Source organism: Pseudomonas sp. P20 (assembly GCF_016463925.1).
GTDB classification, from domain to species: domain Bacteria; phylum Pseudomonadota; class Gammaproteobacteria; order Pseudomonadales; family Pseudomonadaceae; genus Pseudomonas; species Pseudomonas aeruginosa.
In genome coordinates, this window is record NZ_JAEMVM010000018.1 from 18,612 (window position 1) to 36,816 (window position 18,205).

Annotated in this window: 21 protein-coding genes; 12 read left to right on the forward strand and 9 right to left on the reverse strand. The window is 67.3% G+C overall.

What is annotated here, in order from left to right:
* The first annotated feature begins 2 nt into the window (after window positions 1-2).
* The 7 genes from glcF to JHD77_RS22375 all read left to right on the forward strand — a co-directional run bounded on the left by glcF (window position 3) and on the right by JHD77_RS22375 (window position 4,495).
* Complete coding sequence (gene glcF / locus JHD77_RS22345) at window positions 3-1,229, forward strand: glycolate oxidase subunit GlcF (protein ID WP_016264032.1); 1,227 nt, start codon at window positions 3-5, stop codon at window positions 1,227-1,229.
* 4 nt (window positions 1,230-1,233) lie between these two features.
* The gene (locus tag JHD77_RS22350; RefSeq protein ID WP_003098332.1) at window positions 1,234-1,635 is read left to right on the forward strand and encodes a heme-binding protein; all 402 of its coding nucleotides are present in this window, start codon (window positions 1,234-1,236) and stop codon (window positions 1,633-1,635) included.
* Window positions 1,636-1,768: 133 nt separating this feature from the next.
* Window positions 1,769-1,936, forward strand: a complete 168-nt coding sequence (locus tag JHD77_RS22355) for a rubredoxin (RefSeq protein ID WP_003098330.1) — start codon at window positions 1,769-1,771, stop codon at window positions 1,934-1,936.
* Window positions 1,937-2,119: 183 nt separating this feature from the next.
* Window positions 2,120-2,287, forward strand: a complete 168-nt coding sequence (locus tag JHD77_RS22360) for a rubredoxin (RefSeq protein ID WP_003098329.1) — start codon at window positions 2,120-2,122, stop codon at window positions 2,285-2,287.
* Between the two features lie 51 nt (window positions 2,288-2,338).
* On the forward strand, window positions 2,339-3,493 hold the full coding sequence (gene alkT / locus JHD77_RS22365) for a rubredoxin-NAD(+) reductase AlkT (RefSeq protein WP_028681425.1): 1,155 nt from the start codon (window positions 2,339-2,341) through the stop codon (window positions 3,491-3,493).
* A 201-nt stretch (window positions 3,494-3,694) separates the two neighbouring features.
* Window positions 3,695-3,967: an HU family DNA-binding protein gene (locus JHD77_RS22370; RefSeq protein WP_003096630.1), complete on the forward strand. Its 273-nt coding sequence runs from the start codon at window positions 3,695-3,697 to the stop codon at window positions 3,965-3,967.
* A 135-nt stretch (window positions 3,968-4,102) separates the two neighbouring features.
* Window positions 4,103-4,495 carry a hypothetical protein gene (locus JHD77_RS22375; protein WP_003096629.1) on the forward strand — a complete coding sequence of 131 codons (393 nt, stop codon included), beginning with the start codon at window positions 4,103-4,105 and terminating at the stop codon, window positions 4,493-4,495.
* 71 nt (window positions 4,496-4,566) lie between these two features.
* Here JHD77_RS22375 and JHD77_RS22380 read toward each other — a convergent pair whose 3' ends face one another.
* From JHD77_RS22380 to oxyR, 3 genes are all read right to left on the reverse strand, one after another.
* The gene (locus tag JHD77_RS22380; protein ID WP_003098324.1) at window positions 4,567-5,976 is read right to left on the reverse strand and encodes an HDOD domain-containing protein; all 1,410 of its coding nucleotides are present in this window, start codon (window positions 5,974-5,976) and stop codon (window positions 4,567-4,569) included.
* A gap of 89 nt (window positions 5,977-6,065) precedes the next feature.
* Entirely contained in the window at window positions 6,066-8,141 is a 2,076-nt protein-coding gene (gene recG / locus JHD77_RS22385) for an ATP-dependent DNA helicase RecG (RefSeq protein WP_031755384.1), read from the reverse strand.
* On the reverse strand, window positions 8,138-9,070 hold the full coding sequence (oxyR, locus tag JHD77_RS22390; RefSeq protein ID WP_003096622.1) for an oxidative stress transcriptional regulator OxyR: 933 nt from the start codon (window positions 9,068-9,070) through the stop codon (window positions 8,138-8,140). The genes recG and oxyR overlap by 4 nt, the downstream gene beginning before the upstream one ends.
* Before the next feature lie 137 nt (window positions 9,071-9,207).
* Here oxyR and JHD77_RS22395 point away from each other — a divergent pair, with 137 nt between their 5' ends.
* The 3 genes from JHD77_RS22395 to JHD77_RS22405 all read left to right on the forward strand — a co-directional run bounded on the left by JHD77_RS22395 (window position 9,208) and on the right by JHD77_RS22405 (window position 11,546).
* Window positions 9,208-10,059: an SDR family oxidoreductase gene (locus JHD77_RS22395; RefSeq protein WP_003096618.1), complete on the forward strand. Its 852-nt coding sequence runs from the start codon at window positions 9,208-9,210 to the stop codon at window positions 10,057-10,059.
* Entirely contained in the window at window positions 10,059-10,859 is an 801-nt protein-coding gene (locus tag JHD77_RS22400) for an AraC family transcriptional regulator (RefSeq protein WP_003114367.1), read from the forward strand. The genes JHD77_RS22395 and JHD77_RS22400 overlap by 1 nt, the downstream gene beginning before the upstream one ends.
* Before the next feature lie 66 nt (window positions 10,860-10,925).
* Window positions 10,926-11,546: a LysE family translocator gene (locus JHD77_RS22405; RefSeq protein ID WP_031755386.1), complete on the forward strand. Its 621-nt coding sequence runs from the start codon at window positions 10,926-10,928 to the stop codon at window positions 11,544-11,546.
* 6 nt (window positions 11,547-11,552) lie between these two features.
* Here the strand turns inward: JHD77_RS22405 and JHD77_RS22410 are convergent, their stop codons facing one another.
* The 6 genes from JHD77_RS22410 to JHD77_RS22435 all read right to left on the reverse strand — a co-directional run bounded on the left by JHD77_RS22410 (window position 11,553) and on the right by JHD77_RS22435 (window position 16,840).
* Window positions 11,553-12,284: a hypothetical protein gene (locus tag JHD77_RS22410; protein ID WP_003096611.1), complete on the reverse strand. Its 732-nt coding sequence runs from the start codon at window positions 12,282-12,284 to the stop codon at window positions 11,553-11,555.
* A 54-nt stretch (window positions 12,285-12,338) separates the two neighbouring features.
* Window positions 12,339-12,719 carry a RidA family protein gene (locus JHD77_RS22415; RefSeq protein WP_003096609.1) on the reverse strand — a complete coding sequence of 127 codons (381 nt, stop codon included), beginning with the start codon at window positions 12,717-12,719 and terminating at the stop codon, window positions 12,339-12,341.
* A gap of 61 nt (window positions 12,720-12,780) precedes the next feature.
* The gene (gene spoT / locus JHD77_RS22420; RefSeq protein ID WP_003096603.1) at window positions 12,781-14,886 is read right to left on the reverse strand and encodes a bifunctional GTP diphosphokinase/guanosine-3',5'-bis pyrophosphate 3'-pyrophosphohydrolase; all 2,106 of its coding nucleotides are present in this window, start codon (window positions 14,884-14,886) and stop codon (window positions 12,781-12,783) included.
* A gap of 65 nt (window positions 14,887-14,951) precedes the next feature.
* Window positions 14,952-15,218, reverse strand: coding sequence for a DNA-directed RNA polymerase subunit omega (gene rpoZ, locus JHD77_RS22425; RefSeq protein ID WP_003096602.1), 267 nt, complete (start codon window positions 15,216-15,218; stop codon window positions 14,952-14,954).
* Between the two features lie 88 nt (window positions 15,219-15,306).
* The gene (gene gmk, locus JHD77_RS22430; RefSeq protein WP_003098317.1) at window positions 15,307-15,918 is read right to left on the reverse strand and encodes a guanylate kinase; all 612 of its coding nucleotides are present in this window, start codon (window positions 15,916-15,918) and stop codon (window positions 15,307-15,309) included.
* A 58-nt stretch (window positions 15,919-15,976) separates the two neighbouring features.
* Window positions 15,977-16,840, reverse strand: coding sequence for a YicC/YloC family endoribonuclease (locus JHD77_RS22435; RefSeq protein ID WP_003096599.1), 864 nt, complete (start codon window positions 16,838-16,840; stop codon window positions 15,977-15,979).
* 180 nt (window positions 16,841-17,020) lie between these two features.
* Here JHD77_RS22435 and rph point away from each other — a divergent pair, with 180 nt between their 5' ends.
* Window positions 17,021-17,740: a ribonuclease PH gene (rph, locus tag JHD77_RS22440; RefSeq protein ID WP_003096595.1), complete on the forward strand. Its 720-nt coding sequence runs from the start codon at window positions 17,021-17,023 to the stop codon at window positions 17,738-17,740.
* A 46-nt stretch (window positions 17,741-17,786) separates the two neighbouring features.
* The gene (locus tag JHD77_RS22445) at window positions 17,787-18,158 is read left to right on the forward strand and encodes a DUF4870 domain-containing protein (protein ID WP_003096590.1); all 372 of its coding nucleotides are present in this window, start codon (window positions 17,787-17,789) and stop codon (window positions 18,156-18,158) included.
* Window positions 18,159-18,205 lie beyond the last annotated feature (47 nt).

The window sequence follows — 18,205 nt, forward strand, 5'->3', positions numbered from 1 at the left end:
CGATGCAAACCAACCTCTGCGATTCCGCCCGGCAACGCGCCGAGGCCGCCGAAGCCGAGCGCATCCTGCGCAGCTGCGTGCACTGCGGTTTCTGCAACGCCACCTGCCCGACCTACCAGGAGCTGGGCGACGAACTCGACGGCCCGCGCGGACGGATCTACCTGATCAAGCAGTTCCTCGAGCGCGACGAGGCCAGCGAGCGCACCCGCCTGCACCTCGATCGCTGCCTGAGCTGCCGCAACTGCGAAACCACCTGCCCGTCCGGAGTCGAGTACCACAAGCTGCTGGATATCGGCCGCGACCTACTCGCCGAACGCCTGCCGCGCGGCTTCCGGCAACGCCTGCTGCGCGACGGGCTGCGCCTGCTGGCCCCGCGCCCGGGGTTGTTCGGCGCGCTGGCCGGCGCTGCCGGGCGGCTGAGGCCTCTGCTGCCTGAGGCGATGCAGGGCAAGCTGCCACGTCGGGTCGCGGCGCCGGGCAGGCGGCCGCAGCCCCGGCATGCGCGGCGCGTGCTGCTGCTCGAGGGTTGCGTGCAGCCGGCGCTGTCGCCGAACACCAACGCCGCCGCCGCGCGGGTTCTGGACCGCCTGGGAATCAGCGTGACGCCGGCGGCCGCGGCCGGCTGCTGCGGCGCGCTGGATTTCCACCTGGATGCGCAGGAGCGCGGCCGCCAGCGCGCGCGGCGCAATATCGACGCCTGGTGGCCGTTGCTGCGCGAGGGTGCCGAGGCCATCGTGCAGACCGCCAGCGGCTGCGGCGCCTTCGTCAAGGACTACGCCTACCTGCTGCGCGACGACCCACGGTACGCGGACAAGGCGCACGAGGTCGCCGCCGCTGCCCGCGACCTGGTGGAAGTGCTTCGCGACGAGCCGCTGGAGTCCCTCGGCCTGCGCTGCGACCAGCGCCTGGCGTTCCACTGCCCATGCACACTGCAGCACGCGCAACGACTGGGCGGGGCCGTGGAGGCGGTGCTGCGGCGACTGGGCTTCCATCTCACCGAGGTGGCCGACGGTCATCTCTGCTGCGGGTCCGCCGGCACCTACTCGCTGACCCAGCCGGCGCTGTCCCGGCGTCTGCGCGACAACCGCCTGGACGCCCTGGAAAGCGGCGCGCCGGATGTCATCGCCACGGCCAACGTCGGTTGCCAGGCCCATCTCGACGGGGCCGGACGGACCCCGGTACGCCACTGGATCGAGCTGCTCGACCAGGCCTTGCCCGGAGGAGAGTGAAACCATGCACAGCAAGCCGGTACTAGGCCGCGAGGAGGTCGCCCGCGTCCTTGGCGCGGCCCGCGAGGAGGCACAGCGCCAAGGCTGGGCGGTGAGCATCGCGGTGGTCGACGACGGCGGCCACCCGCTGGCGCTGGAGCGCCTCGACGGCTGCGCGCCGATCGGTGCCTACATCGCGACGGAAAAGGCCCGCAGCGCCGCCCTGGGACGCCGGGAAACGAAGCGCTACGAGGACATGATCAACGGCGGACGCAGCGCCTTCCTCTCGGTGCCGCTGCTGCAGGCCACCCTGGAGGGCGGTGTGCCGATCCTGGTGGACGGACAGGTGGTCGGCGCGGTCGGGGTTTCCGGCGTACGCGCCGAAGAGGACGCCCGGGTGGCGCGGATCGGAGCCGAGGGGTTGTGAGGCGACCGGTGGGCACCACCCATCTTTGGTTGGCCCGTTCGGCACCACCTTGCCTTTCGGGCAGGTTGGCGGACAGGGTGGATTTGTTATAGGTTGCCGGCGCTGAACCGTGGTAACCCGCCCGAGGTAAACAATGAAGAAGTGGCAATGCGTGGTGTGTGGACTGATCTATGACGAGGCCAAAGGCTGGCCGGAAGAAGGCATCGAGGCGGGAACGCGCTGGGAAGACGTGCCTGAAGACTGGCTGTGCCCCGACTGCGGCGTCGGCAAGCTGGACTTCGAGATGATCGAAATCGGCTGAGCCCCGCTCGCCGGCGAAGAAGGCGGCCCTGGCCGCCTTTTTTCATGCCTGGCCAGCGGCCGTCCAGGAGTTATCCTTGGGACTTGGGTCCGGTCATTGACTGTCCTGCCGGGAACGCCCGGCAGCCTTGCCGTTGGCCGGCCACCGACGCTGAGCTAGGTTCGACGAACGAGGAGGGTGGCTATGCGCAAGTGGCAATGCGTGGTCTGCGGCTTCATCTACGACGAAGCCCTGGGCCTGCCCGAAGAAGGCATTCCGGCGGGAACCCGTTGGGAAGACATCCCGGCGGACTGGGTCTGCCCGGATTGCGGTGTCGGCAAGATCGATTTCGAGATGATCGAGATCGCCTGAGCGAAATCCACAGAAGCGGCGCCCGGCGCCGGCAATCACAGAGGAACGGAAATGAGCGAGCGTGCGCCCCTGGTAATCATCGGAACCGGCCTGGCGGGCTACAACCTGGCCCGCGAGTGGCGCAAGCTGGACAGCGAGACGCCGCTGCTGATGATCACCGCCGACGACGGCCGTTCCTATTCCAAGCCGATGCTCTCCACCGGCTTCTCGAAGAACAAGGACGCCGACGGCCTGGCCATGGCCGAACCGGGCGCCATGGCCGAGCAACTGAACGCACGCATCCTGACCCATACCCGGGTCACCGGTATCGATCCCGGCCATCAGCGGATCTGGATCGGCGAGGAAGAGGTGCGTTATCGCGACCTGGTCCTGGCCTGGGGCGCGGAGCCGATCCGGGTGCCGGTCGAGGGCGATGCCCAGGAAGCGCTCTACCCGATCAACGACCTGGAAGACTACGCGCGCTTCCGCCAGGCGGCTGCCGGCAAGCGCCGGGTACTGCTGCTCGGTGCGGGGCTGATCGGTTGCGAATTCGCCAACGACCTCTCCAGCGGCGGCTACCAGCTCGACGTGGTGGCGCCTTGCGAGCAGGTCATGCCGGGCCTGCTCCACCCGGCCGCGGCGAAGGCCGTGCAGGCAGGCCTGGAAGGCCTCGGCGTGCGCTTCCACCTGGGGCCGGTGCTGGCCAGCCTGAAGAAGGCCGGCGAGGGGCTGGAAGCGCATCTTTCGGATGGCGAGGTGATTCCCTGCGACCTGGTGGTCTCCGCCGTCGGCCTGCGTCCGCGCACCGAACTGGCCTTCGCCGCCGGGCTGGCGGTCAACCGCGGGATCGTCGTCGACCGCTCGCTGCGCACCTCCCACGCCAACATCTACGCGCTGGGCGACTGCGCCGAAGTGGACGGCCTCAACCTGCTCTATGTGATGCCGCTGATGGCTTGCGCACGCGCGCTGGCGCAGACCCTCGCCGGCAACCCCAGCCAGGTGGCCTACGGTCCCATGCCGGTGACGGTGAAGACCCCGGCCTGCCCGCTGGTGGTGTCGCCGCCGCCCCGCGGAATGGATGGCCAATGGCTAGTGGAAGGCTCTGGAACGGACCTCAAGGTCCTGTGCCGGGATACCGCTGGTCGAGTGATCGGTTATGCCCTGACCGGAGCGGCGGTGAACGAAAAATTGGCCCTGAACAAAGAGTTACCCGGCCTCATGGCTTGAATGCCATTGGTTCCGGCCGTTATGCCGTCGAGACTTGCGGCAAAATTGTCGGACGATACTGGCGCAGTCCTCGGGAGCATGCCATCCTCCATCGCGTCTACCGCAGTCTAGAGCCTATGGTTCCGGTGGACTGCGGTGCCTTTGAGCGCTGCTGGGAAGACAGCACGGACACAAAAACAACAAACCGTCAAAGAGGCAACTATGCGTAAACCAGAACTAGCCGCCGCTATCGCCGAAAAGGCCGATCTCACCAAGGAACAGGCCAATCGCGTTCTCAACGCCCTGTTGGATGAAATCACCGGCGCGCTGAACCGCAAGGACAGCGTGACCCTGGTCGGTTTCGGCACCTTCCTGCAACGCCATCGCGGAGCCCGCACGGGGAAGAACCCGCAGACCGGCCAGCCGGTGAAGATCAAGGCCAGCAACACCGTCGCCTTCAAGCCGGGCAAGGCCCTGCGCGACGCGGTCAACTGACCGCCGAGAGCCCGGAGTCAGAGCGGCTCCGGGCTTCGTCGAAGACGCTTCCGCGCTCATCGAAAGGACAGCTGTAGTCCTCCTCGCGAACAGCTACAATGCGCCGCTCATCTCCCCGGATATCGAGGCGCGTGCATGAAATTTCGTCTTCTCCTGTGGATGCTTGGTCGCCTGATGGCCAAGGCCAGCCGCGACAATCCCGCTTTCCAGAAGCAGCTCGAGGGCAAGGACCTGGTGTTCCAGTTGCATACCCTCGACGGCAAGGTGGCGCGCCACTACCTGGTCAGGGACCTGCGCGTCAGCAGCAAGCGCGGTACCCATCCGCAACCGGCTTTTTCCCTGGGGTTCAAGGACGGAGCCTACGGTTTCGCCGCGATGACTTCGAAGAACCCGCAGTTGGCCTTCATGCAGGGCATCCAGAACAAGGACATCCAGATACAGGGCAATCCGGCGCTGGTGATCTGGTTCCAGGGTCTGGTGAAGTACCTCAAGCCGAAGAAGAAGGCTCCGGAGAAGAAAGCCGCCTGAGGGCGGCTTTCGATCTCATCCGGGCTGCGGCCGCAGCCTTTCGGTAGTGCGTTTCGCAGCGGACTACCCGGTCACCCCGGCAAGCGATTGAACTGGGCCGCCAGTTCGCGCAGGGCCGCTTCCGCTTCCAGCACCTTTTTCACGGCGTCCCCGGCCTTCTCCGGGGTGATCCCTAGGCGCTCGTACAATGCCGCCGGAATCGCTTGCTGCGGGCCATCGCCGATGCCGCTGTTGCGCAGCAACCGGTTGGTCAGGCAGATCAGGTTGGCGTAGACCGCGTTCGGCCCGGTGTAGCTGGGGTCCTGCTGGAAGCGCAGGGCGCAATAGAGGTCGTCAGGCATGTCCCAGACGCGCATCAGCCAGGCGCCGATCTGCTCGCGGGTGATCCCCAGTAGGTGCTGTTCGATATAGGCATGGCCGAGGTGCGGGTTGACCTCCAGGTGCCGGCAGATCAGCGAGAAATGCGGCGGGAAGACATGCGCCAGGACCAGGTAGCCGAAATTGTGCAGCAGGCCGCCCAGGTAGCTCAGGCCGGACTCCGGGCGCAGCTCGCGCGGCATGGCGCGGGTCAGGCCCTCGATCACCGCTGCGGTGTAGATCGCTTGCTGCCAGTAGGGCGTGGCCTGCTGTGGCTGGTCCTTGGGCAGGCTCAGGCTCTTGCCCAGGGCGAGGCCGAGGGCCAGGTTGATCACCAGGTCGAAACCGAGGACGCGGACGATCGCGTCTTCCACCGAGCGGATCTTGCCCGGCGCGGCGTAGTAGGGCGAGGCCGCCCAACTGACCACCTGGGCGGCGAGCGCCGGATCGGTTTCCACCAGGCCGGTGATGTCGTCGACGCTGGCGTTGGGGTCGACCCGCAGCTTGATGATCTTCTGCGCCGTCTGCGGCAGCGGTGGAATCTCGATGGTCTGCTCCAGGCGCTGCTGGATGCGCCGGGCGGTGAAGGCCTGCACGGCCTGGCTGATTTCCGCGCGGTCGTCGTCCGGGCGGTCAAGGTTCAGGTTGATGTTTTCCAGCGGTTCGCCGAAGCGCGCGGCGCTGGCCTTGCCCAGCAGGCCGCGGAAGTCGTTGCTGGCGATCTCCAGGAGGATGCCGGGCTGGCCGGACTCGATCAGCAGGCGCGGTTCCTGCAACAGGCGCTCGTCGTACAGGCAGGGCGAACTGGTCAGGGGCGGCAACGCCGGCAGGCGGTGCAACTCGTGCTTGCCGAGCATTCGCTCCAGGCGCTCGGGCTTGATCGCCAGCAGCTTGCGGCCGGTCAGTTCGGTGAGCCGGGCGAGGTCCAGCAACTGGCTCTGCGGGAACAGCACCAGCAGGGTGCCGACGGCGTCGTCCAGCAGCACCGCCTGGACCCGGCGGGCGGCAGGCAGCTCCGCGCTGTCGCTGACCTCGCGGCAGGCGATGCCTAGCTTGGCGAGCAGCTGGAGGATGACCTGGGGGGCGTGCGGAGCATCGGCGGAGGCCAGGGCGGCTTCTGTCATGACGAGACCATGCGAGCTGGATTTTCCCTCAGTATAACCAGAGCTGCTTCAAGACTGAGACCTACGCCGGTCAGCGAGAGCGAAATAGATCACACTTGACCGTATTGCTGGCCGTGGCGCAACCACCGTTCGAGCAGCGGGCTGACATGCTGCGGCCAGTGCGCCAGGAGGGATTGGGCGGCATCGCGGACCGCCGGCAGCAGGTCTGCGTCGCGCATCAGGTCGGCGACCTTGAATTGCAGCAGGCCGGTCTGGCGGGTGCCGAGCATTTCGCCGGGGCCGCGCAATTCCAGGTCCTTCTCGGCGATGACGAAGCCGTCGCTGGTTTCGCGCATGATGCCCAGCCGCTCGCGGCCGATCTGCGACAGCGGTGGGTGGTAGAGCAGCACGCAGTGGCTGGCGGCGCTGCCCCGGCCAACCCGGCCGCGTAGCTGGTGCAGTTGGGCCAGGCCAAGGCGCTCGGGGTTCTCGATGATCATCAGGCTGGCGTTGGGCACGTCGACGCCGACCTCGATCACCGTGGTCGCCACCAGCAGTTGCAACATGCCTTCCTTGAAGGCCTCCATCACCACGGCCTTGTCCGCCGGCTTCATGCGCCCGTGGATCAGGCCGACACGCAGTTCGCCCAGCGCCCAGGAAAGCTCTTCGTAGGTGGTCTCGGCGGCTTGGCAGGTAAGCTCCTCGGACTCTTCGATCAGGGTACACACCCAGTAGGCCTGGCGCCCTTCGCGGCAAGCCGCGCGGACTCGCTCGATCACCTCGATACGGCGGCTGTCGGCCACCAGCACGGTATTCACCGGGGTACGCCCGGGCGGCAGCTCGTCGAGGATCGAGGTGTCGAGGTCGGCATAGGCGCTCATCGCCAGGGTCCGCGGGATCGGCGTGGCGGTCATGATCAACTGGTGTGGGCAGAGCCTGCCGTCCACGCCCTTCTGGCGCAGGGCCAGGCGCTGCTGCACGCCGAAGCGGTGCTGTTCGTCGATGATCGCCAGTGCAAGGCGCTTGAATTTCACTTCATCCTGGAACAGCGCGTGGGTGCCGACCACCATCGGCGCGCCGTCGCCGATGCGTTCCAGTGCCGCCGCGCGGGCCTTGCCCTTGAGCTTGCCGGCCAGCCACGCGACTTCGATGTCCAGCGGCTGGAGCCACTTGCTGAAGTTGAGGAAATGCTGCTCGGCGAGGATCTCGGTCGGCGCCATCAGCGCCACCTGGTAACCGGCCTCTATGGCTTGCAGGGCGGCGAGGGCGGCGACCACGGTCTTGCCGGCGCCGACGTCGCCTTGCACCAGGCGCAGCATCGGTTCGTCCTGGGCCAGGTCGTAGGCGATCTCCGCGCCGACCCGGCGTTGCGCGCCGGTCGGCTGGAAGCCGAGGTTGGCAAGGAAGCGTTTCGGCAAGCGGCTGGCCGCCGGCAAGCGCGGCGCTGCCTGCGAGCGCACGGCTTCGCGCAGGCGCTGCAGGGATAACTGGTGGGTCAGCAGTTCTTCGAAGGCCAGGCGCAACTGCGCCCAGTGCCGGCCTTCGGCCAGTTCCTCGATGTCGGCATCCGGCGGCGGCCGGTGCAGGTAGCGGATCGCCTGGTCGAGCGGGCCAAGTTGGTAATCGCGGGCCAGTTCCGCCGGCAGCCAGTCGGGCAGGCTGCTGGGGCCGAGCATGGCCAGGGCCTGTTGGCTCAACTGGCGCAGGCGCTGCTGGGTGAGGCCCTCGGTAGTCGGGTAGATCGGCGTCAGGGTCTGCTCCACCGGAATCGGCTCGTCGCCGTTCAGCGCGCGGTATTCCGGATGGTAGATCTCCAGGCCCGAGGCACCCGGCCGGACTTCGCCGTAGCAGCGCAGGTGGGTGCCGCGCTTGAGACCGTCCTTCTGCGCCTGGCTGAAATGGTAGAAGCGCAGGCTCAGGGTGCCGCTGCCGTCCTGCAGGCGCACCAGCAGGCTGCGGCGGCGCCCCATCACCACGTCGGCGCCGGCCACCACGCCCTCGACCACCGCGTCGGCCCCTGGCCGCAGGGCGCCGATGGCGGTGACGCGGGTACGGTCCTGGTAGCGCAGGGGCAGGTGGAACAGGATGTCCTGCAGGGTTTCCAGGCCTACCCGAGCGAGCTTCTCCGCCAGCGCGGCGCCTACGCCCTTTAGCGCGGTGACCGGGACCCTGGACAGCTCGGTCATGCTATTTGCGGTTGTTCCTGGGTTTGCGGACGGGCCACCGAGCACAGGCGGATCGAGTCGGCCAGCACTTCGATGGCGCGTGGACGCGGGAAGCTGGCGCGCCAGGCGATGGCAACGGTACGGAACGGCACCGGCGCGCTGAACGGGCGCACTTCGATGACGCCCGGCGCGTAGTGGTGGCTGTCCACCGCGGAGAACGGCAGCACCGAGACGCCCAGTCCGGAGGCGACCATGTGGCGGATGGTCTCCAGCGACGAGGACTCCACCGTGGTGTGCTTGTTCTCGTCGCCCTTGCGCACGGTCGGGCAGGCTTCCAGCACCTGGTCGCGGAAGCAGTGGCCTTCGCCGAGCAGGAGCAGGCTCTTGTCGTTGAGCAGCTCGGAATCGATGCTGGCCTTGGCGGTCCAGGGATGGTCGGCCGGCATCAGCACATAGAAGGGCTCGTCGAACAGCGGCTTGGTCAGGACGTCGGCTTCCTGGAACGGCAGGGCGATGATGATCGCGTCGAGTTCGCCGGTACGCAGCTTGTCGCGGAGGATATGGGTGAAGTTCTCCTCGATGTACAGCGGCATCTGCGGCGCGACCCGGTGCAGCTGGGGAATCAGGTGCGGGAACAGGTAGGGACCGATGGTGTAGATGGCGCCGACCTTCAGCGGCGCGGCCAACTGGTTCTTGCCGGCCTGGGCCAGCTCGCGGATGCCCTGGGCCTGTTCGAGGACCTTCTGCGCCTGGGCGACGATGCCTTCGCCCACTGGCGTCAGGCGCACGGCGCTCTTGCTGCGCTCGAAGATCAGCACCCCCAGCTCGTCCTCGAGCTTCTTCACGCCGACCGAGAGGGTCGGTTGGCTGACGTGGCAACGCTCGGCGGCGCGGCCGAAGTGTTGTTCCTGGGCGAGGGTGACGATGTAGCGCAGTTCGGTGAGGGTCATGGCTGCTCATCCGTTAAGATCGGCCAAGCATAGCGGCTGCACCGCCGCGAACCAACCTCCGGGGGCATGATCGGGCGTGCATTGCAGACGATTCGACGCCTACACTGCCCGCCTTGTTGTAGGAAGGAGACGGCTTCATGTCGCAAACAGTGATGATCGCCGGCTGCGGCGATGTCGGCGGGCGCCTCGGCGAGGCGCTGCTGGCCGATGGCTGGCGGGTCCATGGCCTGCGTCGCTCGGTGGACGCCTTGCCGCAGGGGATCCTGCCGGTGGCTGGCGATCTGCAGGCTCCGGAGTGTCCCGCGCAGTGGCCGAGCGAGCCGCTCGACTACCTGGTGTACAGCGCCGCCGCCAGTCAGCACGACGAGGCTGGCTACCGTGCCGCCTACGTCGACGGCCTGCGCCATGTGCTGGGCTGGTTGCAGGCCCACGGCCAGCGGCCCAGGCGCCTGCTGTTCGTCTCCAGCACCGGGGTCTACGCGCAGACCGATGGCGGCTGGATCGACGAGGAGTCGCCGGCGCTTTCCCAGGCCTATTCCGGACGGATCATGCTCGACGCCGAGCAGGTCGCGCTGGACAGCGGGATACCGGCTACCCGCGTGCGCCTGGCCGGCATCTACGGTCCGGGGCGGGAGTGGCTGCTCAACCAGGTGCGCCAGGGGTACCGGGTGGTCAGCGAGCCGCCCCTGTATGCCAACCGGATCCACGCCGACGATGCGGCCGGGCTGCTGGCCTTCCTGTTGCGCGCCGATGCCGGCGGCCAGGCGCTGGAGGACTGCTACATCGGTGTCGACGACGCGCCCGTGGCGATGCACGAGGTGGTCGACTACCTGCGCCAGCGCCTGGGCGTCAGCCAATGGGCCGACGAACATTCGGTACGCCGCGCCGGCAGCAAGCGTTGCAGCAACCGCCGCGCCCGGGCGCTCGGCTGGGTGCCGCGCTATCCCAGCTACCGCGAGGGCTACGCGGCGGTGCTCGGGGACGCCTGATGGCTGCCAACCGGTTGTTGGCGCGTCCCTGGCTGCCTGGCGTGGAACTGTTCCATGCGGACTTCTCCGGCCAGGCGTTCGGCCGCCACAGCCATTCGGCCTTCGCCATCGGCTCGATCCTCCACGGCGTCGGCGGCTACCAGTGCCGCGGGCGGCGCCATGCGCTGCCGGCCGGCACCCTGTCGCTGATGAACCCGGAAGAGCCACATACCGGGCACGCCGAATCCGAGCGGCTGGTCTACCGGATGCTCTATGTCGAGGAAACGCGCCTGCTCGGCCTGCTCGGCCGCAAACAGTTGCCGCGCGGCTTCGGCGAACTGAACCCGGCCGACGACGGCAGCGTGGCGGCTGGCCTGGCGTGGCTGGCCGAGGATTTCCAGCGCAGCGACGCATTGGGGTTGGAAAGCCGCCTGCTGGCCTTGCTCGAACAGGTCTTCGTGCGCCACGGCGGCTTGCGCCCGGCGGCTGCGGCGCCCCGCGACGGCGGAACCACCGCACGCCTGCGCGATTACCTGGAAGCGCATGCCACCGAGGCGCTCGGTCTGGACCAACTGGCGCAGTTGCTGCAGCGCCACCCGCGCCATCTGATCGAGGCTTTCCGGCGTGCCTACGGCGTACCTCCGCATACCTACCAACTGCAATGCCGGGTGCGCCAGGCCAAGCGCCTGTTGCTGGAAGAACGGCCGCTGGCGGAACTCGCCCAGCACCTCGGCTTCTACGACCAGGCGCACTTCTCCACGACCTTCCGGCGTTTCACCGGGGTCACTCCGGGGCAGTTCCGGCGCAGCGCCAAGACCTGAGTTTTTTCCAATACGGCGCCCGCCGCGCTGCACAGACTGGAGGCCTTCGCGTTTCGAGGGACCTTCATGTTCGCCGCGTTCGTCCTTGTCGCCAGTACCCATTTCGCTGCCCTGCTGTCGCCGGGGCCGGACTTCTTCCTGTTGGTACGCGCCGCCCTGCTGCGCGACCGGCGCCAGGCCGACGGGGTGGCCGCCGGCATCGCCCTGGCCAACCTCCTGAGCATGCTGCTGGTGCTCGGCCTGCTGGCCAGCGTGCCGGACTCGGCGCACAGCGCCTTGCGCTGGCTGCAGGTGCTCGGCGGACTGTACTTCCTCTGGCTGGCGGGCCAGGCGCTGCTTGCGCAGCGGCGACTGGAAATGCCGGCGCAGCGCGACGTCCCGTCCCGCGGCGGCTATCTGCGCGGGCTGCGCGACGGCCTGCTGGCGAGCAGCCTGAATCCCAAGCTGCCGATCTTCTATGCGGGGCTGTTCGGCGTGCTGGCGCGCTTCAGCCTGCCGGGCTGGGCGCTGGCCCTGTGCCTGGCGTGGATGAGCCTGGCGGTGCTGTGCTGGGACATGGCGCTGGTGCGCCTGCTGGACAGGCCGCGCTGGCGCGGCTGGTTGCAACGGCGGGTAGGTGCGCTGGACCGGCTGTGCGGCGTTCTGCTGCTGGCGCTGGGCGGCTGGCTGGTGCTGGCCGCCCTCTGAGAGGCGTCAGCGCTCCAGTAGCCAGACGCGCTTGCCGGGCACGTAGCTGGGCATCTCGTTGGCGCCGGCGGTGTTGACCGCCTCGAACAGTTGCAGCTCGTCGTCGTCGAGGCTGAACAGCAGTTCGCGGCCGCGGTTGCCTTGTTGCAGCCAGATGCTGTCGTTGTCGCCGCTCATCGCCGCGCAATCGCCGGCCAGGCACAGCGCGTAGCGTTCGGCGCCGGGCAGACCGCTGACCAGGCCATTGGCCTGGAACTCGACCTTGCCGCCCTGGCCCTGGCCTTCGCGGATCTTCCAGCTGCCCTTCAGATAGCTGCCGTACAAGGCCCGCTCGAAACCGCTGCCGGCAGGGCTGTTGGCCGCGGGTTGCGGGTCGAGACGGCGGAAACGCTGTTCCGGGCCGTTGGCGCTGGCCTGCTGGATCAGCTCCTTGCCGTCCAGTTCGAGGCTCTCCTGGTTGTCGTCGCCATAGAAGGCAACCTTCCAGTGCTCGTCATCGCTCTTGCTCAGGGTCCCTTCGCCCAGTTCGAAGCCGTTGCTGAAGGTGGCTTCGCCTGCCTTGCTGTCGAGCTTCCATTCCAGGTTCGGGCCATAGGCGAGCAGGGCCTCGCGCAGCTTGCCGTCCTTGCTCGCGGCGTCGATCGCGGCCTGGTTGATCCAGGTGCCGGACGGATCGGCCGTGCCGGCGCAGCCGGCCAGCAGGGTGGCGGCTGCGGCGAGGAAAATCACGCGGCGCATCGTGCTACTCCATGCAGAGCGACGGGGCCTTGGGCCCCGTCGCGAACATCCGGCTTACTCGAGGACGACGATGGCGTCCATTTCCACCTGTGCGCCCTTCGGCAGGGCGGCTACGCCGATAGCGGCGCGCGCCGGGTAGGGCTGGGTGAAGTAGCGGCCCATGATCTCGTTGACCTTGGCGAAGTGCGACAGGTCGGTGAGGAAGATGTTCAGCTTGGCGACGTCGTGCAGGTAGCCGCCGGAAGCCTCGATCACCGCCTTGAGGTTCTCGAACACCTGGACGGTCTGCTCCTCGAAGCCTTCCACCAGTTCCATGGTCTTCGGGTCCAGCGGGATCTGCCCGGACACGTAGACGGTATTGCCGGCCTTGATGGCCTGGGAGTAGGTGCCGATGGCGGCCGGGGCGTTGTCGGTGTGGATAACGGTCTTGGTCATGGGAACTCCTTGCTGAAATCGAGTGGGCGCGGGGGCGCCGGATGACACAGGAAAAAGCGGGTCAGCTACGCAGGCGGGTGATCCGGATCACTCCCTTGAGGGCGCGCAGCTTCTTGATGACGCGGGCCAGGTGGACGCGATCGTGCACGCTGACGACCAGCTGGACCACGCTGATGCGGCCGTCGCGCTCGTCCATGCTGATCTTCTCGATGTTGCCGTCGGCCGCGTTGACGCTGGTGGCGAGCAGGGCGATCAGGCCACGCTGGTGCTCCAGCTCGACGCGCAGTTCGACATTGAATTCGCCGGTGACATCCTTGGCCCAGCTGAGCTGGATGCATTTTTCCGGGTTGTGGCGTACTTCGCTGATGTTCTTGCAGCTTTCCAGGTGCACCACCATGCCCTTGCCGGCGGACAGGTGGCCAACGATCGGGTCGCCGGGAATCGGCGTGCAGCACTTGGCGTAGCTCAGGACCAGGCCTTCGGTGCCGCGGATCGCCAGCGGACCCTCGGCGCTTGGCGCTTCCTCGCCCTCGCTGGACAGTAGGCGGCGGGCGACCACGTAGGCCATGCGGTTGCCCAGGCCGATCTCTTCCAGCAGGTCCTCGAAGACTTCCATGCGGTACTCGGCGAGCACGGCCTGGATGCGTTCCTGGGGAATCTTCTCGAGGTGGCTGTCGAAGCCGGTAAGGGTCTTGTTCAGCAGGCGCTCGCCGAGGTTGATCGACTCGGAGCGGCGTTGCAGCTTGAGCGCATGGCGGATATGGGTGCGCGCCTTGCCGGTGACCACGAAGCTCAGCCAGGCCGGGTTCGGCCGGGCGCCCGGGGCGGTGACGATTTCCACCGTCTGGCCGCTCTGCAACGGCTCGGAGAGCGGCGCCAGGCGACGGTTGATGCGGCAGGCGATGCAACTGTTGCCGACGTCGGTGTGCACCGCGTAGGCGAAGTCGACCGCGGTGGAACCCTTGGGCAGTTCCATGATGCGGCCCTTGGGCGTGAACACGTAGACCTCGTCCGGGAACAGGTCGATCTTCACGTTCTCGATGAATTCCAGCGAGTTGCCGGCGCGCTGCTGCAGTTCCAGCACGCCCTTCACCCATTGCCGGGCGCGGGCATGGGTGCCCTTGGGCGTCTCGTCGTTGGACTTGTACAGCCAGTGCGCGGCGATCCCGTGGTTGGCCATCTCTTCCATCTCGCGGGTACGGATCTGGATCTCGATGGGCACCCCGTGCATGCCGAACAGGGTGGTATGCAGCGACTGGTAGCCGTTGGCCTTGGGAATCGCGATGTAGTCCTTGAAGCGTCCGGGGAACGGCTTGTACAGGCTGTGCACGGCGCCCAGCACGCGATAGCAGGTATCGACCTTGTCGACGATGATGCGGAAGGCGTAGACGTCCATGATCTCGTTGAACGCCTTACGCTTGCCGCGCATCTTCTGGTAGATGCTGTAGAGGTGCTTCTCGCGGCCGATCACCTGGCCTTCCATGCCTTCGCGGGCGAGGCAGTTGACCAGCGACTCCTGGATCTTGCCGACGATCTCGCGGCGGTTGCCGCGGGCCTTCTTCACCGCCTGGCGGATGCGCTCGGCGCGCATCGGGTGCATGGCCTTGAAACCTAGGTCCTCGAACTCCACGCGCATGGTGTGCATGCCCAGGCGGTTGGCGATGGGCGCGTAGATTTCCAGGGTTTCCTTGGCGATGCGCCGGCGCTTTTCGCCGGACAGCACCTCGAGGGTGCGCATGTTGTGCAGGCGGTCGGCCAGCTTGACCAGGATCACGCGGATGTCGCGGGCCATGGCCATGGCCATCTTCTGGAAGTTCTCGGCCTGGGCCTCGGCCTTGGTCTCGAAGTTCATCTGGGTCAGCTTGCTGACCCCGTCGACCAGTTCCGAAACCGTCTCGCCGAACTGCGCGGTGAGCGCTTCCTTGGCGATGCCGGTGTCCTCGATCACGTCGTGCAGCATCGCGGCCATCAGGCTCTGATGGTCCATGTGCATGTCGGCGAGGATGTTGGAGACCGCCAGCGGGTGGGTCACGTACGGTTCGCCGCTGCGGCGGCGTTGCCCGTCGTGGGCCTGCTCGGCGTAGTAGTAGGCGCGGCGGACCAGGTTGACCTGGTCCGGCCCGAGGTAGCTCGACAGTCTGTCGGCGAAGGCGTCTATGCCCGGCAAGGGTTCACCCCCTGCCCGTAGGCGGGTTGCGGCGCTCGCAGGCGACGTCGAGCCGAGGCCATGGCTTACAGGGCCTCGGTGTTGGCCTCGTCGTCGAACGCTGCGAACAGCGGTTCGTCCTCGACGATGTCTTCCTGCTGGACGACGTTCTCATCGACCAGGCCGGAAGCGATCTCGCGCAGGGCGACGACGGTCGGCTTGTCGTTTTCCCAGGCCACTTTCGGCTCCTTGCCGCCGGTAGCCAGCTGACGGGCGCGCTTGGTGGCGAGCATGACCAGCTCGAAACGGTTATCGACGTTGTCCAGGCAGTCTTCAACGGTGACGCGGGCCATGGTGTTCCTCGTAACGAAAAGTGAGCCCGACGTTTGCCGGGCGGACTGAATAGTCTAAAAAATCGCCAATCTTTATGGAAGAGCCGATTTAGGCGAGCAGACGACCGAGCAGTTCGGCGTGGCGTTGCTGCTGGGCGTCCTGGCGCAACTGGCGGGCGCGGAAGATCGCCTTGAGGTCGTCCAGGGCGTGGGCGAAATCGTCGTTGATCACCAAGTGATCGTACTCCACGTAGTGGCTCATTTCGCTGACGGCTTCGCGCATGCGCCGCTCGATCACCTCGTCGCTGTCCTGGCCGCGGTTGGTCAGGCGCTGGCGCAGGGCTTCCTGGCTCGGCGGGAGGATGAAGATCGATTGGGCCTCGGGCATCAGCCGGCGCACCTGCTGGGCGCCCTGCCAGTCGATCTCGAGGATCAGGTCGAGGCCTTCGGCGAGGGTTTTCTCGACCCAGCGCTGCGAGGTGCCGTAGAGGTTGCCGAAGACTTCGGCATGCTCGAGGAACTCGTTGCGCTCGAGCATGGCGAGGAATTCCTCGCGGCTGGTGAAGTGGTAGTTGACCCCGTCCACCTCGCCCGGACGCATGCCGCGGGTGGTATGGGAGACGGACACGCGGACCTCGGGGGCGGCGTCGAGCAGGGCCTTCACCAGGCTGGTCTTGCCGGCGCCGGAGGGAGCGGAAACGATGTACAGGGTGCCGGACATGAGGTGTTCCTGGTGCTTCGTACGGGTTGGAAAGAGATCGGGCGGAGGCGCCCGCCGGTCATTCGATGTTCTGGACCTGCTCGCGCATCTGCTCGATCAGGACCTTGAGGTTGACCGCCGCCTGGGTCGAGCGCGGGTCGAACGCCTTGGAGCCTAGAGTGTTGGCTTCCCGGTTGAGTTCCTGCATCAGGAAGTCCAGGCGCCGACCGGCGGCGCCGCCGGCCTTGAGGACCCGGCGGACCTCGCCGACGTGGGTGGCGAGGCGGTCCAGCTCCTCGGCGACATCGCTCTTCTGCGCCAGCAGGACCAGTTCCTGCTCCAGGCGCTGCGGATCGAGTTCGGCCTTGAGTTCGGCGAAGCGGTCGAGGATCTTCTGCCGCTGGTTGGCCAGCATGGTCGGCACCAGTTCTCGCAGGTTGCCGACTTCCACCAGCATCGCGTCGAGCCGATCGTTGAGCAGCTTCGCCAGCTCCTGGCCTTCGCGCGAGCGGCCGGCCTTGAGTTGCTCCAGGGCCTGGCCGAAGGCTTCCAGGGCGGCGGCGTTGAGCGCCTGCGGATCGGCCGAGTCGGCCACCAGTACGCCGGGCCAGGCCAGCACGGCGAGCGGATCGAGAGGCGCCGGCTGGCGGATCAGGGCGGCTACGCCTTCGGCGGCGGCGACCAGTTGGCGGGCGCGCTCCTGGTCGACCTGCAGGCTCTTGCCGGCGGTTTCCTCGGCGAAGCGCAGGGTGCATTCCACCTTGCCACGCGACAGGCCCTGGCGCAGCGCCTCGCGCACCGCGCCTTCGAGGTCGCGGAAGGCGTCGGGCAGGCGCAGGTGGGGCTCCAGGTAACGGTGGTTGACCGAGCGCAGCTCCCAGCTCAGGGTGCCGTGGGTACCGGCCTGCTCGACGCGGGCGAAGGCGGTCATGCTGTGCACCATGGGTCTACCTCGATAGTCGTGTGGGGAGTGCGTTCGGCGCCGGACGCGCGCGGCTGCCGTGATTCGAGCCGGGCATTGTAACCCACGTCCGGCGGGGCCCGCACGCCGACGGTGGTTGAGAGCCCAGGCTGGCCTCTATAATGGCGGCCAATTCCGCTTTCTCAGTACAGGATATCCACGATGAATCGTCCCAGTGGCCGTGCCGCCGACCAGCTGCGCCCGATCCGCATCACCCGCCATTACACCAAGCACGCAGAAGGTTCGGTGCTGGTCGAGTTCGGCGATACCAAGGTGATCTGCACCGTCAGCGCCGAGTCCGGGGTGCCGCGCTTCCTCAAGGGCCAGGGCCAGGGTTGGTTGACCGCCGAGTACGGCATGCTGCCGCGCTCCACCGGCGAGCGTAACCAGCGCGAGGCCAGCCGCGGCAAGCAGGGCGGTCGTACCCTGGAGATCCAGCGCCTGATCGGCCGCTCCCTGCGAGCGGCGCTGGACCTCAGCAAGCTCGGCGAGAACACCCTGTACATCGACTGCGACGTGATCCAGGCCGACGGCGGCACCCGCACCGCCTCAATCACCGGCGCCACCGTGGCGCTGATCGACGCCCTGGCGGTGCTGAAGAAGCGTGGCGCGCTCAAGGGCAATCCGCTGAAGCAAATGGTCGCCGCCGTTTCCGTGGGCATCTACCAGGGCGTGCCGGTCCTCGACCTGGACTACCTGGAGGATTCCGCCGCGGAAACCGACCTGAACGTAGTGATGACCGATGCCGGCGGCTTCATCGAGGTGCAGGGAACCGCCGAAGGCGCGCCGTTCCGTCCCGCCGAGCTGAATGCCATGCTCGAACTGGCCCAGCAGGGCATGCAGGAGCTGTTCGAACTTCAGCGCGCCGCGCTGGCCGAATGAGCAGACGCCCGGCACTGCCTGCCGGGCCCCGGAGAAGGAGCGCTACATGAACGATGTATCCGAAGAGGTCGCCGCGACCCCCGGCCAGGAAGCCCGGCAATGGGCGATGTTCTGCCATTTCGCGGCGTTCATCGGCCTGGTGTTTCCCTTCGGCAGCCTGCTCGGGCCGCTGATCGTCTGGCAACTCAAGCGCGAGAGCGATCCGTTCGTCGACGCCCAGGGCAAGGAAGCGCTGAACTTCCAGATCACCGTGGCGCTGGCGATGTTCGTCAGCTTCCTGCTGATGCTGGTGGTGATCGGCTTCTTCCTGCTCGGCCTGGTCTGCCTGGCGGCGCTGGTGTTGACCATCATCGCCGGCATCAAGGCCAACGAAGGCAAGGCCTATCGCTATCCGTTCTGCCTGCGGCTGATCAAGTAGGCCGCACGGGAAATAGAAAAGCCGGCGCATGCGCCGGCTTTTTCGTG

Excerpts from the sequence above, each read along its gene's own strand:
- glcF (WP_016264032.1), top strand. The coding sequence starts at position 3 with ATGCAAACCAACCTCTGCGATTCCGCCCGGCAACGCGCCGAGGCCGCC.
- JHD77_RS22350 (WP_003098332.1), top strand. The coding sequence starts at position 1,234 with ATGCACAGCAAGCCGGTACTAGGCCGCGAGGAGGTCGCCCGCGTCCTT.
- JHD77_RS22355 (WP_003098330.1), top strand. The coding sequence starts at position 1,769 with ATGAAGAAGTGGCAATGCGTGGTGTGTGGACTGATCTATGACGAGGCC.
- JHD77_RS22360 (WP_003098329.1), top strand. The coding sequence starts at position 2,120 with ATGCGCAAGTGGCAATGCGTGGTCTGCGGCTTCATCTACGACGAAGCC.
- alkT (WP_028681425.1), top strand. The coding sequence starts at position 2,339 with ATGAGCGAGCGTGCGCCCCTGGTAATCATCGGAACCGGCCTGGCGGGC.
- JHD77_RS22370 (WP_003096630.1), top strand. The coding sequence starts at position 3,695 with ATGCGTAAACCAGAACTAGCCGCCGCTATCGCCGAAAAGGCCGATCTC.
- JHD77_RS22375 (WP_003096629.1), top strand. The coding sequence starts at position 4,103 with ATGAAATTTCGTCTTCTCCTGTGGATGCTTGGTCGCCTGATGGCCAAG.
- JHD77_RS22380 (WP_003098324.1), bottom strand. The coding sequence starts at position 5,976 with ATGACAGAAGCCGCCCTGGCCTCCGCCGATGCTCCGCACGCCCCCCAG.
- recG (WP_031755384.1), bottom strand. The coding sequence starts at position 8,141 with ATGACCGAGCTGTCCAGGGTCCCGGTCACCGCGCTAAAGGGCGTAGGC.
- oxyR (WP_003096622.1), bottom strand. The coding sequence starts at position 9,070 with ATGACCCTCACCGAACTGCGCTACATCGTCACCCTCGCCCAGGAACAA.
- JHD77_RS22395 (WP_003096618.1), top strand. The coding sequence starts at position 9,208 with ATGTCGCAAACAGTGATGATCGCCGGCTGCGGCGATGTCGGCGGGCGC.
- JHD77_RS22400 (WP_003114367.1), top strand. The coding sequence starts at position 10,059 with ATGGCTGCCAACCGGTTGTTGGCGCGTCCCTGGCTGCCTGGCGTGGAA.
- JHD77_RS22405 (WP_031755386.1), top strand. The coding sequence starts at position 10,926 with ATGTTCGCCGCGTTCGTCCTTGTCGCCAGTACCCATTTCGCTGCCCTG.
- JHD77_RS22410 (WP_003096611.1), bottom strand. The coding sequence starts at position 12,284 with ATGCGCCGCGTGATTTTCCTCGCCGCAGCCGCCACCCTGCTGGCCGGC.
- JHD77_RS22415 (WP_003096609.1), bottom strand. The coding sequence starts at position 12,719 with ATGACCAAGACCGTTATCCACACCGACAACGCCCCGGCCGCCATCGGC.
- rpoZ (WP_003096602.1), bottom strand. The coding sequence starts at position 15,218 with ATGGCCCGCGTCACCGTTGAAGACTGCCTGGACAACGTCGATAACCGT.
- gmk (WP_003098317.1), bottom strand. The coding sequence starts at position 15,918 with ATGTCCGGCACCCTGTACATCGTTTCCGCTCCCTCCGGCGCCGGCAAG.
- JHD77_RS22435 (WP_003096599.1), bottom strand. The coding sequence starts at position 16,840 with ATGGTGCACAGCATGACCGCCTTCGCCCGCGTCGAGCAGGCCGGTACC.
- rph (WP_003096595.1), top strand. The coding sequence starts at position 17,021 with ATGAATCGTCCCAGTGGCCGTGCCGCCGACCAGCTGCGCCCGATCCGC.
- JHD77_RS22445 (WP_003096590.1), top strand. The coding sequence starts at position 17,787 with ATGAACGATGTATCCGAAGAGGTCGCCGCGACCCCCGGCCAGGAAGCC.